Below are 12,491 nucleotides of genomic sequence, written 5' to 3' on the forward strand. Positions count from 1 at the left end.
TTGACACTGCATTGTAGTTTAACTACACTTTTAATCAACTAAGTTTCGTTCTTTGACTACATCACCCACGTCGAGCGACCCACAACGTTCCGGACACTCCATGACCCAGTCTTCGCAAAATGTACCGCTGCATCCGGTGGTTGAGCGCGTGACCCAGCGACTGATCGAGCGCAGCCGTCCAAGCCGTCAGGCCTATCTGGAGGGCGTGGCCCGCGCCACGCAGGGGCAGCCCGGTCGCGAGTCGATCGGCTGCGCCAATCTCGCGCACGCGCTGGCCGCCGCCCCCGCCGACGACCGCATCAAGATCCGCACCGAGCGCACGCCGAATATCGGCATCGTCACGGCCTACAACGACATGTTGTCGGCGCACGCCCCGTTCGTTGAGTTCCCCGACGTCATCAAGTCCGCAGCACGGGCGCATGGTGCCAGCGCACAGGTGGCCGGTGGCGTGCCCGCAATGTGCGATGGCGTCACGCAGGGTTATGCGGGCATGGAACTCTCGCTGTTCTCGCGCGATGTGATCGCGATGGCCTCGGTCGTGGCGCTCTCTCACCAGATGTTCGACGCCGCCATGTTCCTCGGCGTGTGTGACAAGATCGTGCCGGGACTGGTCATCGCCGCCCAGGCGTTCGGCCATCTGCCCGCCGTTTTCACCCCGGCGGGCCCGATGCCCTCCGGGCTGCCCAACGACGAGAAATCGCGCATCCGGCAGGAGTATGCTGCGGGCCGCGTCACGCGCGCGGCGCTGCTCGACTCCGAACTCGCCGCGTACCACACCGAAGGCACCTGCACGTTCTACGGTACCGCCAACAGCAATCAGATGCTCATGGAATTCATGGGGCTGCACTTGCCCGGCGCGTCGTTCGTCAATCCGCATACGCCGCTGCGTCATGCGCTCACGCAGGCGGCCACGGCGCGCGCCGTGGCGCTGGCGAAGACCGGTATCAACACGTCGCATATCCTCGATGAGCGAGCGTTCATCAACGGCGTCGTCGGCCTGCTGGCCACGGGCGGCTCGACCAACCACACGCTGCATCTGGTGGCGATGGCGCATGCGGGCGGCATTCTGCTGGACTGGCAGGACTTCGCCGAGCTGTCGGACGTCACGCCGCTGCTCGCTCACGTCTATCCGAACGGCAAGGCGGATGTGAACCAGTTCCATGCGGCGGGTGGCCTGAACTTCCTGATTCGCGAGTTGCTCGACGCCGGATTCCTGCACGATGACGTGACCACCGTCATGGGGCACGGTCTACGCCCATACACGCAGGAAGCCGTGCTGCACGACGACGTGCTCTCCTGGCAGGACGCCCCCAACAACAGTCTCGACGAGGGCATCGTGCGCCCGGCATCGCGGCCGTTTGCGCGCGAAGGCGGCTTGCGCATGCTCGCGGGCAACCTGGGGCGCGCGGTCATCAAGTCATCCGCCGTCAAGCCGGAACATCAGACGGTTCGCGCTCCGGCACGCGTGTTCTCCGATCAGGAGAGCGCGCAAGCGGCGTTCAAGGCGGGAGAACTGACGCGCGATGTCGTCGTCGTGGTGCGTTTCCAGGGCCCGCAGGCCAACGGCATGCCGGAGTTGCACAAGCTCATGCCGATGCTCGGCCTCCTGCAGGACGAAGGCCATCATGTGGCGCTCGTGACTGACGGGCGAATGTCCGGTGCGTCGGGCAAGGTGCCCGCCGCCATTCACCTGTCGCCGGAAGCGGAGCAAGGCGGCATGCTCGCCCGCGTGCAGGATGGCGACATCATCACGATCGATTGCGAGAAGAACCTGCTGCACTGCGAAGTCGACGACGCCACGCTCGCCGCGCGTGCTCCGGCCCCGGAACCGCAACGGCCGTTCGACCCGTGGCGTAACGTATTCCGCCTATTCCGGCGCAATGTCGGCGCCGCACCGCATGGCGCGTGCGTGCTGTTCGACGACTCGGAGTATCCGAAGCACTCGTGACTGGCCGGCGAATGATGTGCGATTAAGTGTGACGTGGTGCGTCAATCGGCGGTGTCCCGTCGTGAAATAGCGTACGCAGTTGCGAACGCAGCTCGGCGGAATCGGTATGTCCGTGAACCGTGATGGCGTGTTGCACGGCCGCTTCCATCAGTTCGTTTTCGGAATCTGCGGATAGCGCTACGGAGCAGTTCATTGCGCTCGGGAATTCCCGGCAATCGATGAATTTGCGGGTCATGATGGTCTCCTCTCACGAGAGCGTCGTCTTGGCTGGATGATCGCGCCGTATACCACGCGACGCCTGCGGGGCGCGATTTCACCTTCTGCGGATGGGATGGGACGGCAAACACAATCATTCTGAAAGTATAGGTTGCGGGTGGCGATTGTCAGGTCACACGACGATGGGATTCATGCGGTCGGTCGAAGCCCCCATGACGGTGGGGCTGCGGCCGCGTCCGGACGGCGTCAAGAAATCTTGACGCCTTTTTTATCCGTGCATCCCTAGACTGGCTCCGTCGTCACTCCTGTCGTCAATCGACACGTTGTCATGCCTACCATCGCCCAACGCGCCAGTCTGGAACCCCCTGATGCAGGTTCCGTCTTGGCCGACGCCTTCTCCGCTGCGCGTGAGCGCCATCGGTGCCCCCCACGCGCACGTCTCGATGCAACGCTCGACATCACGCTCAGCCGCGCGGCCGTCTCCACGCTCGCCGTCACGCTGGCGATGAGCCTGCCGCTGCCGTGGCGCGTCGAGACAATTCGCCCGATCCGGCACGATACCGCCGCCGTGGTATCGATTGCGTTGCCGCGCGTCGAAGCCTCGCGGGCCATGCACGCCGTCATGCAATCGCTGCCAGAAGCTGAATTTGGTGTGCTGCGTCTTCGCCCCGCCGCCTGAGCGTTCAACGTCCCCGGTGTTCCGCCCCCTTCGCCCCGCCAATCCGCCCCCCGCCATGAACCCAGCCATCTTCGAAGGCGTTTGGATTCCCCTCGTCACGCCCATGACAGGCGCGAACGGCGCACAGATCGATCGCAGCGCCTTCGCCCGTCTGGTCAACTTCTACCTTGCTGCCGGGGTCAGCGGTCTTGTCGTGGCCGGCACCACGGGCGAAGGTGCGCTGCTGGCCCCCGACGAACGCCGCTGGCTCGTCGAGACCGCGTGCCATCTCGCCCAAGACCATGCGCCCGTCGTGGCTGGCGTCGGCGCGGCCGACACGTCGGACGCCGCGCATCAGATTGGCAGCCTCGACGATCTGCCGCTCGCCGGTTACCTTGTGCCGCCGCCCTACTATCTGCGACCGTCGCAAGACGGCATCCTCTGGCACTACCGCACGCTGGCAGCCGTGACGCGCAAACCGCTCGTGCTCTATAACGTGCCGCTGCGTACTGGCGTGGCGCTCGGCGTGGAGACGATCCGAGCGTTGGCATCACACAGCGCCTTCGCGGCGATCAAGGAGTGCGACGAGCATTCGCTCACGCACCTGCCGTCGCAGGTCGCCATGCCCGTGCTGTGCGGCGACGATATGCAGTTGCTGCCCGCACTGCACGCCGGTGCGCGCGGATGCATTTCGGCGGCGGCACATGTGCGGCCGGATCTCTATCTGAAGCTGCTTCGCTACGCGCGCGAGGGCGACATGGTGCACGCCACAATGCTCTTCAACGGCATGAAGCCGCTCATCCGACGCCTGTTTTCCGAGCCCAATCCCGTGGCGATCAAAGCCGCGCTCGCGTCATTGGGCCTGTGCCCGGAGACGGTTCGTCGTCCGCTCATGCCGTGCTCGGACGCCCTTCGCAAAGCGATCGACGTCCAGCTCGAAGTGACGATGGCCTTCTGAGTCCGAACGGCGCGGCCTGTCCGCCCTTCCCCACGACACGAGACCCGATATGGACGACATCGAACAGCGTCACCGCACCATCGCCCGTCTGCTGATCAAGCTCTCGGGCACCCCGTTGGCCAGGCTCGCCTACGCGACCGGCATGACCGGCAACACGATTTCACGATGGGTTCACGGCGATCGCTGCGCGCTGGGTCCGCAGGGACGCGACAAGCTGCTCACCGCGCTTGGCGCCCGCAGCGATGGTGTCAACGTAAAACTCGCATTGCGCGCCACCGGCGCCACGCAACCTGTCTTCCAGATCAACGGCCTAGTGCAGGCCGACCGCTTCGCCACGCTCGCGGCTCTGACCTCGACGCAATTCGTTGCGGCGCGCGAGACCTGTCAGGGAAAAACGCTCGTGAGCGTCGTCACCGACATGAGCGGGCAAACGACGGCGCTGCTCGTCGGCACACGGGAAGCGCTCGACGAGCTGTATGCAGCACTGGACATCACCGTGTCACCCAAACGCCGTGTGGAGGTCGCGCACGGTCCTTGCGCTTCGACTGACGTCGCAATGCGAATACACTCAAGCTGACCGTAGTTCGCGAGCGCCACACGCGATAACGACGGCGCGCTCGACGTGACGCTGGAACTCGACGATGCGCGCGACGTCTTCGCCCCTCGCAGCCAACATTTCGACCGTCCGTCCGGGACCTGGGTAGATGACTGAGCGTCCCCGGAACCCATGAGGTGAACGCCAGCGGCGATCCTCTCGCCGCTGGCGTGGTGCGTCAGGCCGAGGCGCGTGCGCTCACTGCCACCCGAACCGTCGCGCGAACATGCCTTTCATCATTTGCGTGAGCACAGCGTAGGCGAGCAGGATGGCCGCGAGCATCGGGAAGTACGCGAGCGGCAATGCCTGCATCTTGAACGTGTCCGCGAACGGCGACATCGGCAGCATCACGCCGATCAGCATCACGGCGGCCGTCATCATCAGCAACGGCCATGCCGCGCGGCTCTGCACGAACGGAATGCGACGCGTGCGGATCAAGTGCACGATGAGCGTCTGCGACAGCAGCCCCTCGACGAACCAGGCGGACTGGAACAGCGTTTGATGCTCGGCGCTGTTCGCGCCGAACCAATGCCACATCGCCACGAACGTCAGCACGTCGAAAATCGAACTGATCGGGCCGAAGAACACCATGAAGCGCGACAGATCCGCCGGATTCCAGCGCTGCGGCTTCGTGAGCTGTTCGTCGTCGACGTTGTCGAACGGTATCGTCGTCTGCGACAAATCGTAGAGCAGGTTCTGCGTGAGCAGTTGCAACGGCAGCATCGGCAGGAACGGCAGGAACGCACTCGCGATCAGCACCGAGAAGACATTGCCGAAGTTCGAGCTGGCGGTCATCTTGATGTACTTGAGCATGTTCGCGAACGTGCGACGCCCCTCGATCACGCCCTGCTCCAGCACCATCAGACTCTTTTCCAGCAGGATCAGGTCGGCCGCTTCCTTGGCGATGTCCACCGCCGTGTCCACCGAAATGCCGATGTCGGCCGCGCGCAAGGCCGGTGCATCGTTGATGCCGTCGCCCATGAAGCCAACGACGTGGCCGTTCGCGCGCAACAGGCGCACCAGGCGCTCCTTGTGCGACGGCGTGAGCTTGGCGAATACGTTGGCGCGTTCGACCGTGTGCGCCAGTTCGGCGTCGCTCATCGCCTCGATGTCGTCGCCCAGCACGCAGCCGTTCACCGCCAGCCCCACTTCGCGGCACACCTTCGCCGTCACGAGATCGTTGTCGCCCGTGAGCACCTTGACCTGGACACCCGCCGCTGCGAGCGCCTTGAGCGCCGGCGCCGTCGACTCCTTGGGCGGATCGAGAAACGCGATATACCCGACGAGCACGAGTTCGCTCTCGTCCGCAATGCCATAACTGTCGCGCACCGGTGGCAAGTGGCGCGTTGCCACGGCCACCACGCGCAGACCTTCGGCGTTCAGGTCGGCCGTGACGCGACGCAGGCGGGCCAGCACATCGGGCGTGAGCGGCTCGACGTTCGCACCATGCTGCACGCGATTGCACACGGCCATCACCTCCTCCACCGCCCCCTTGCAGATCAGTTCGTGATGATCGCCGTTCTCGCTGACCACCACCGACATGCGACGGCGCTGGAAGTCGAACGGGATCTCATCGATCTTGCGATACCGGTTCACGATGTCGAGATGCTGGTGCAGCTCCCCATGATCGAGCACTGCCACGTCGAGCAGGTTCTTCAGGCCGGTCTGGTAGAAGCTGTTGAGATAGGCATACTCGAGCACATCTTCCGAGGCGTGGCCCCAGACATCGGTATGACGTTCGAGACAGATCTTGTCCTGCGTGAGCGTGCCGGTCTTGTCGGTGCACAGCACATCCATCGCGCCGAAGTTCTGGATCGCATCGAGCCGCTTGACGATCACCTTCTTGCGCGAGAGCACGACCGCGCCCTTGGCGAGCGTGGCCGTCACGATCATCGGCAGCATTTCGGGCGTAAGACCCACCGCCACCGACAGCGCGAACAGCGACGCCTCGAGCCAGTCGTGCTTGGTGAAACCGTTGATGAGCAGCACGATGGGCGTCATGACCAGCATGAAGCGGATCAGCACCCACGACACACGATTCACGCCCTGTTGGAACGACGTCACCGTCGGTTGCTGCGCCGTGACGCGCTGCGCGAGCGAGCCGAAGAACGTGCGCGCCCCCGTCGCCACGACGACAGCCGTGGCCGACCCGCTCACGACGTTCGTCCCCATGAACGCGAGGTTGTCGTAGGCGAGCGGATTGCTGCCGCCGGACTCGCAAGCGTGCGCGAATTTCTCGACGGGCAGTGCCTCGCCGGTAAGCGCCGATTGCGAGACGAACAGATCCTTGGCCGCGAGAATGCGCACGTCCGCCGGAATCATGTCGCCCGCCGCGAGCAGCACGATGTCGCCCGGCACGAGTTCGGCCAACGCAATTTCACGGCCCATGCGACCCAGACGGCGCACGTGGTCGGCCTCTACGCCCTCATGGCCGAACATTTCGCGGCGCAGCACCGTCGCCGTGGTGCTCACCATGGCCTTGAGCTTTTCCGCCGCCTTGGAGGAGCGCGCCTCCTGCACGAATCGCAACACCGTGGAAATGATCACCATCGACGCGATGATGATCGTTCCCTCGGTGTCGTCGGTCGCGTACGACACAGCGGCCAGTGCCGAGAGCAGCAGGTTGAATGGATTGCGGTAGCAGTTGAACAGGTGCCGCCACCAGGGCAACGGTTTTTCGTGCTCGACTTCGTTGACGCCAACGTGTGCCCGCACGGTGGCGGCCTCGTCATCCGACAGACCGTCGCGCGTCGTGTGCAGACGGGCGAGCAGATCGGGGCCGGCGTCGCGGGCGGCGTCGAGCAAACCTGGCGGTGCCTCGTGGCCATGCGCTGGCGCATCGAGGGTTTCGAGCATGTCGCGGCGGCGGAAGAAGCGCAGGCCAAGGCGCGCGCCAAGCACCGCAATCAGTCGCTCGCTGAACGTGAGAGCTTGTTGCATCGGATACATCCTGAAAATACGGTTGATATCGCTGGGCACCGGCCAGTCGCCGATGCCTGGGGACCGTTATCGCGCAGGCTCAGCCCGCGCGTCCGGTCGGATCGTTGCGACGCACGAGCGCCAGCAGCCACTGTCCGAGTCGCGCACTCGCGCCCGGGCGCGCCGTGACAGCGGCGTCCTCGGCATGCGGGGCGACGTGATAGTGATGCAGGCACTCGGTGGGCAGCATCAGGGCTTGCGGATTGCCTCCGCGAAGGGTCATGGAGTAACGGAACACGATGATTCTCCCGGCCGCGCGGCAATCGGCCCGGCGCGCACGAGAGACTCGCATTTCATCACCGGCGCCCACGGCAAACGGCCTGAAAACGAACCCCTGCGCGCAACGGGACAGCCCGAACGGCAGACGTAAAGCAAATTAGGGAGCGTGCTACGAAAGACGGACGCTATCGGTATGGCCCAAGAAAACCCTTCGGCGCGGCGGCCAAGGGCATTGGACATTCGATGCGTACATCAGAGGTGCGCGCCAACCCGGCTATGCGAGTTAGCGGCAGGGAAGATCCCGGGGACTAACTCGCGGTGATGGTGTCGACCTGCGCCGACCGGCAACTACCACTAGAACTACTGTCCACGGAAGGACCTCCTGAGAGCTATGACGGCGCGATTTTACCCCCGAGTGCGTCGAAAGAAAAGTGACAATTCACCGTGTTACAAAATGATGACGAATGCAACTTTCCAGCGGGAAGCGGCTCAGTCAGAATCTGTCATGTTTTCGTCACAAACCGCCCACCGGCGGCCGTCGAGGCACCGGCACCGCACGCCGCCCGGTGGCGTACCGGGCAACCGGTCTGGCCTATTTCTGCTTCCCGCTCCCCGAATTTCATGGATTCAATCAACCGCGCCCTGTTCCTGGCCGTCAATGCCTCGCCCAATGTCAGTGAAGGAGAACTGGCCATCGCCGTTCTCCTCGCCAAATACCTGATCCTGCTGCTCCCGGTGGGCCTGACCCTCCTGTGGCTCGCTGGCGGTCGCGACCGCGAGGGGGCCGTGCACGGTCTGCTGGGCGTAGCGCTCGCGCTACTGGTCAACGGTGTGATCGGTCTGGCCTGGTTCGAACCGCGGCCGTTCGTCGTCGGTCTCGGCACGAACCTGCTCCCGCATGCGCCGACGAGTGCCTTCCCCAGCAATCACGCGTCGATCCTGTTCACGTCGGCGTTCGTCCTGATGGGCACGCTCGCGCGCTCGCCTCGCCTGCTCGGCCGGCTCCTGCTGCTATGCGCCGTGCCCGTGTGCTGGGCGCGCGTCTACCTTGGCGTGCACTGGCCGCTCGATATGGTCGGTGCGCTGGCGGTATCGATCGTAGTGGCGCTCATCATGCACACCGCGAGTGCGCGTGAGACGAGTCGTATCGTCGCGGCTATCCTCGAAGCCCTCTATCGCCGCCTGATGGCGTGGCCGATTGCGCGCGGCTGGCTGCGTCGCTGAGCCGGCGGACTTGGGAAACGACGGGAACTGCGGGTTTGCGGACCTGCGGGAAGCGGTGGAAGCTTCAGGAGGGGTTGACGAACAGGCAGGAACGGTAGGAAGACTCGGGAGAACCGAATCTCCCAGTACGGCGTCGGAGACGGGGGATCAGCGGTGGTATTCGCCGGCAGCTTCGGGCTGGTAATCGATGCCGAGCAATGTCAGCGCGATCTGGTGGCCGCCTGGCACTTGCCACTGAATCGACTGACCGACGCGCAAGCCGAGCAGCGCGCTACCCACCGGCGCGAGCACCGAAATGCCGCTCGGCGTGCTCGCCAGATGTTGCGGATACACAAGCGTGACGCGATGTTCCTGCTGCGCGGCGAGATCACGGTAGCGCACCACCGAGTTCATCGTGGCGATGTCGGCCGGCATCTGCTCCGGTTCGACGACGCTCGCCCGGGCAAGCTCTGTTTCGAGTGCCTCCACATACGGCAATGCCGCGCGGGGCGCCTGCGCCATGAGCGCTTCGAGGCGTTCAAGGTCGAGCGTGGAGACAGTGATCGAGGGGCGTTGCGAATGGACGGTGAACATGTCGGCGGGCCTGTTTTTCCTTGACGTTGAGGGAGTGACCTTCAATCTAACAGAAGCCCCGCGCGGCGAGAAGTCCCGGACTTGACCGCCATCCGCTAGAATCGACGCATTAGGCACACAAAGTCGAAGTCATGTCCGAACACACTACCAATGCCGCGCTCTTCGCGCGCGCCCAGCAGACCATCCCCGGCGGCGTGAACTCGCCGGTGCGCGCCTTCCGTTCGGTCGGCGGCACGCCGCGCTTCATCGCCCGCGCCCAAGGCCCTTATATGTGGGACGCCGAAGGCACGCGCTTCATCGACTACATCGGCTCGTGGGGCCCGATGATCGTCGGCCACCTGCATCCGGACGTCGTCGCCGCCGTGCACGCCGCGATGTCGCAAGGCTTCAGCTTCGGGGCGCCCACCGAAGCCGAAGTGGTGATGGCCGAGACCCTCTGCGGCCTCGTGCCGTCCATCGAGCAGGTGCGCCTGGTGTCCTCCGGCACCGAGGCGACGATGAGCGCACTGCGCCTGGCGCGCGGCTTTACCGGCCGCAACAAGATCGTCAAGTTCGAGGGCTGCTATCACGGCCACGCCGACAGCTTGCTCGTGAAGGCCGGCTCCGGCCTGCTCACGTTCGCCGATTCGACGCGCAACGCGCCGTCGTCGGCCGGCGTGCCGCCCGAAGTCACGCGCGACACGCTCGTGCTCGAGTACAACAACGTCGAACAGCTTCGCGAACTGTTCGCCGGCCAAGGCGGCGAGATCGCGGCCGTGATCGTCGAGCCGGTGGCCGGCAACATGAACCTCGTGCGCGGCTCGCGTCACTTCCTGCAGACGCTGCGCGAGCTGTGCACCGCCCATGGCGCCGTGCTTATCTTCGACGAGGTGATGTGCGGGTTCCGCGTCGGGTTGGGCGGTGCGCAAGCGCTGTACGGCATTACGGCCGACCTCACTTGCCTGGGCAAGGTCATCGGCGGCGGCATGCCGGCCGCCGCGTTCGGCGGACGACGCGACATCATGTCGCACCTGGCACCGCTGGGCGGCGTCTACCAGGCCGGCACGCTCTCCGGGAATCCGCTGGCCGTGGCCGCCGGCCTCGCCACGCTCAAACTGATTCAGGCGCCGGGCTTCTACGAGGATCTGGCCAAACGCACATCGAAGCTCGTCACGGGGCTCGTCGAGGCCGCCCAGAGCGCTGGCGTACCGTTCTCGGGCGACAGCGTCGGCGGCATGTTCGGCCTGTACTTCCGTGCCAACGTGCCGCAGAGCTTCGCGGAAGTTACAACGTCCGACGTGGCCCGTTTCAACAAGTTTTTTCATGCGATGCTCGATCGCGGCGTGTATCTCGCGCCGAGCGCCTTCGAAGCGGGCTTCGTCTCGGCAACGCACGACGACACGATCATCGACGCCACGCTCGACGCTGCCCGCGACGCGTTTCGCGCCATTGCGTGATCGTTGCAGGTCACGTGGCTGTCTTCGGCCGGATTTCGCACACCTAGCGAGTCGGCCAGTCTGACCATCACAGGGAGAAACATCATGCAAGTGTCGTTGCCGACAAAGCTTCGCCAATCGTTCGTGCGCTGGTTGGCGCTGGGGGTGCTCACCTCGTTGTTGTCCGCCTGCGGATACAACCAGATTCAGGTCAAGGACGAAGCGGTCAAGGCCGCTTGGAGCGAAGTCGTCAACCAGTACCAGCGACGTGCCGACCTGGTGCCGAATCTGGTGAACACGGTCAAGGGCTATGCCACGCACGAGCAAACGACGCTCACCGAGGTGATCAACGCGCGCGCGAAGGCCACGAGCATCACGGTCACGCCGGAGACGCTCAACGACCCCGAGGCATTCAAGCGCTTCCAGCAAGCGCAGGGCGAACTGTCCGGCGCACTCTCACGCCTGATGGCCGTCTCGGAGAACTATCCGAACCTGAAGGCCGACGGTCTGTTCCGTGACCTGCAATCGCAGCTCGAAGGCACGGAAAACCGCATCACCGTGGCGCGCAATCGCTACATTCAGGCCGTGCAGGATTACAACGTGTATGTGCGCCAGTTCCCGAACAATCTGACGGCGAAGATGTTCGGCTACGGGCCGAAGCCGAACTTCACGGTCGAGAACGAGAAGGCCATTTCGACCGCGCCGGCCGTCAAATTCTGAGGATCGGATCATGGCTGCCGTCTCCGCGGACTACAAGGTGTCGCCAAAGGGCCGTGGAATGCCGACGCGCCGTCCGGTGACGGATGACGCGCGCGGCGGGCACTCGCGCAGTTGGCATTGGGGACCGACGCTTTGGGCGATGCTGGCGCTGGCGTTGGCGTGCCTGGGCTCGCTGGCGTTGCCGGCCAGCGCAGAGGATCTCGTGGCCGTGCCCGCGCTCACCGCGCGGGTAACCGACCTGACCCGCACACTCACGCCCGAGCAGCGCAACGCGCTCGAGACACAGCTCGCACAATACGAGCAACAACGCGGCAGCCAGATTTTCGTTCTGATGGTGCCGAGCACGGCTCCCGAGACGATCGACCAGTACAGCATTCGCGTGGCCGATGCCTGGAAGGCCGGCCGCAAGGGCGTGGACGACGGCGTCATCGTGCTCATCGCGAAGAACAATCCGAACGACCTGCGCAAGATGCGCATTGAAGTCGGACGCGGGGTACAAGGCTCGCTGACCGATGCCATCTCCGGGCGAATCCTGCGCGACGTGATGGCCCCCCATTTCCGCAGCGGTGACTTCTTCGGCGGGTTGGCCGCCGGCGTCGCGGCGGTCGAGGCGGCGATGAACAACGAGGCGCTGCCCGCCCCGAATTTGCCGTCGACGCGCGCGCCGCACTCGGATCTGTCCGATTTCCTGCCGCTGCTCTTCATCGTCTTCATCATCGGGATGGTGGTCCTGATGGAAAGCCGCCGGCGGTTTCAAGGGCCCGGTCTGCCGGGCGTGGGTCCCACCGACCCGCGCTCGCGGGTGCTCACCGGCCAACGCGGGCGCATCGGTGCCGGCGGCTTCGGCGCCGGGCTGGGTGGCGGCCTGGGCGGTCTGGGCGGCTGGGGACGCAACGACGGCGGCGGATTCGATGGCGGCGGCGGAGGTTTCGGCGGCGGCGGCGGTGGCGGATTCGACGGCGGCGGTTCGTCGGGGAACTGGTGAT

Annotated in this window: 12 protein-coding genes; 8 read left to right on the forward strand and 4 right to left on the reverse strand. The window is 65.0% G+C overall.

What is annotated here, in order from left to right; genetic code table 11:
* The first annotated feature begins 100 nt into the window (after window positions 1-100).
* Entirely contained in the window at window positions 101-1,948 is a 1,848-nt protein-coding gene (edd, locus tag PanNE5_RS01985) for a phosphogluconate dehydratase (RefSeq protein ID WP_261939130.1), read from the forward strand.
* A gap of 22 nt (window positions 1,949-1,970) precedes the next feature.
* On the opposite strand, the gene PanNE5_RS01990 is transcribed toward edd, so the two are convergent.
* A complete protein-coding gene (locus PanNE5_RS01990; protein WP_150563183.1) occupies window positions 1,971-2,183 on the reverse strand; it encodes a DUF1059 domain-containing protein in 213 nt (70 codons plus the stop codon).
* A gap of 309 nt (window positions 2,184-2,492) precedes the next feature.
* On the opposite strand from PanNE5_RS01990, the gene PanNE5_RS01995 reads away from it, so the two are divergent.
* From PanNE5_RS01995 to PanNE5_RS02005, 3 genes are read left to right on the forward strand one after another with little or no spacing between them, the layout of a single operon-like run.
* Entirely contained in the window at window positions 2,493-2,843 is a 351-nt protein-coding gene (locus PanNE5_RS01995; protein WP_261939131.1) for a hypothetical protein, read from the forward strand.
* A 55-nt stretch (window positions 2,844-2,898) separates the two neighbouring features.
* Window positions 2,899-3,780, forward strand: a complete 882-nt coding sequence (dapA, locus tag PanNE5_RS02000) for a 4-hydroxy-tetrahydrodipicolinate synthase (RefSeq protein ID WP_026132226.1) — start codon at window positions 2,899-2,901, stop codon at window positions 3,778-3,780.
* 49 nt (window positions 3,781-3,829) lie between these two features.
* Window positions 3,830-4,357: a hypothetical protein gene (locus tag PanNE5_RS02005; RefSeq protein WP_017235305.1), complete on the forward strand. Its 528-nt coding sequence runs from the start codon at window positions 3,830-3,832 to the stop codon at window positions 4,355-4,357.
* 216 nt (window positions 4,358-4,573) lie between these two features.
* Here PanNE5_RS02005 and mgtA read toward each other — a convergent pair whose 3' ends face one another.
* Complete coding sequence (gene mgtA, locus PanNE5_RS02010; protein WP_261939132.1) at window positions 4,574-7,315, reverse strand: magnesium-translocating P-type ATPase; 2,742 nt, start codon at window positions 7,313-7,315, stop codon at window positions 4,574-4,576.
* A 79-nt stretch (window positions 7,316-7,394) separates the two neighbouring features.
* Window positions 7,395-7,592, reverse strand: a complete 198-nt coding sequence (locus PanNE5_RS02015; RefSeq protein ID WP_157211540.1) for a hypothetical protein — start codon at window positions 7,590-7,592, stop codon at window positions 7,395-7,397.
* 602 nt (window positions 7,593-8,194) lie between these two features.
* Here PanNE5_RS02015 and PanNE5_RS02020 point away from each other — a divergent pair.
* Entirely contained in the window at window positions 8,195-8,797 is a 603-nt protein-coding gene (locus PanNE5_RS02020; RefSeq protein ID WP_017235302.1) for a phosphatase PAP2 family protein, read from the forward strand.
* 147 nt (window positions 8,798-8,944) lie between these two features.
* Here PanNE5_RS02020 and rnk read toward each other — a convergent pair whose 3' ends face one another.
* On the reverse strand, window positions 8,945-9,370 hold the full coding sequence (gene rnk, locus PanNE5_RS02025) for a nucleoside diphosphate kinase regulator (RefSeq protein ID WP_017235301.1): 426 nt from the start codon (window positions 9,368-9,370) through the stop codon (window positions 8,945-8,947).
* A gap of 131 nt (window positions 9,371-9,501) precedes the next feature.
* Between rnk and hemL the strand changes: the two genes are divergently transcribed.
* The 3 genes from hemL to PanNE5_RS02040 all read left to right on the forward strand — a co-directional run bounded on the left by hemL (window position 9,502) and on the right by PanNE5_RS02040 (window position 12,490).
* Complete coding sequence (gene hemL / locus PanNE5_RS02030) at window positions 9,502-10,806, forward strand: glutamate-1-semialdehyde 2,1-aminomutase (RefSeq protein ID WP_150563187.1); 1,305 nt, start codon at window positions 9,502-9,504, stop codon at window positions 10,804-10,806.
* A gap of 84 nt (window positions 10,807-10,890) precedes the next feature.
* Complete coding sequence (locus PanNE5_RS02035; RefSeq protein WP_017235299.1) at window positions 10,891-11,505, forward strand: LemA family protein; 615 nt, start codon at window positions 10,891-10,893, stop codon at window positions 11,503-11,505.
* A 139-nt stretch (window positions 11,506-11,644) separates the two neighbouring features.
* Window positions 11,645-12,490, forward strand: coding sequence for a TPM domain-containing protein (locus PanNE5_RS02040; RefSeq protein WP_261939785.1), 846 nt, complete (start codon window positions 11,645-11,647; stop codon window positions 12,488-12,490).
* The last annotated feature ends 1 nt before the right edge of the window (window position 12,491 follow it).

This window comes from Pandoraea sp. NE5 (genome assembly GCF_024363545.1).
Classification (GTDB): Bacteria; Pseudomonadota; Gammaproteobacteria; order Burkholderiales; family Burkholderiaceae; genus Pandoraea; species Pandoraea cepalis.

What these genes read in the sequence shown, in the direction of transcription:
- PanNE5_RS02005 (WP_017235305.1), top strand. Translation starts at nt 3,830, where the DNA reads ATGGACGACATCGAACAGCGTCACCGCACCATCGCCCGTCTGCTGATC.
- PanNE5_RS01990 (WP_150563183.1), bottom strand. Translation starts at nt 2,183, where the DNA reads ATGACCCGCAAATTCATCGATTGCCGGGAATTCCCGAGCGCAATGAAC.
- PanNE5_RS02040 (WP_261939785.1), top strand. Translation starts at nt 11,645, where the DNA reads ATGCTGGCGCTGGCGTTGGCGTGCCTGGGCTCGCTGGCGTTGCCGGCC.
- PanNE5_RS02035 (WP_017235299.1), top strand. Translation starts at nt 10,891, where the DNA reads ATGCAAGTGTCGTTGCCGACAAAGCTTCGCCAATCGTTCGTGCGCTGG.
- mgtA (WP_261939132.1), bottom strand. Translation starts at nt 7,315, where the DNA reads ATGCAACAAGCTCTCACGTTCAGCGAGCGACTGATTGCGGTGCTTGGC.
- rnk (WP_017235301.1), bottom strand. Translation starts at nt 9,370, where the DNA reads ATGTTCACCGTCCATTCGCAACGCCCCTCGATCACTGTCTCCACGCTC.
- PanNE5_RS02020 (WP_017235302.1), top strand. Translation starts at nt 8,195, where the DNA reads ATGGATTCAATCAACCGCGCCCTGTTCCTGGCCGTCAATGCCTCGCCC.
- PanNE5_RS01995 (WP_261939131.1), top strand. Translation starts at nt 2,493, where the DNA reads ATGCCTACCATCGCCCAACGCGCCAGTCTGGAACCCCCTGATGCAGGT.
- hemL (WP_150563187.1), top strand. Translation starts at nt 9,502, where the DNA reads ATGTCCGAACACACTACCAATGCCGCGCTCTTCGCGCGCGCCCAGCAG.
- edd (WP_261939130.1), top strand. Translation starts at nt 101, where the DNA reads ATGACCCAGTCTTCGCAAAATGTACCGCTGCATCCGGTGGTTGAGCGC.
- dapA (WP_026132226.1), top strand. Translation starts at nt 2,899, where the DNA reads ATGAACCCAGCCATCTTCGAAGGCGTTTGGATTCCCCTCGTCACGCCC.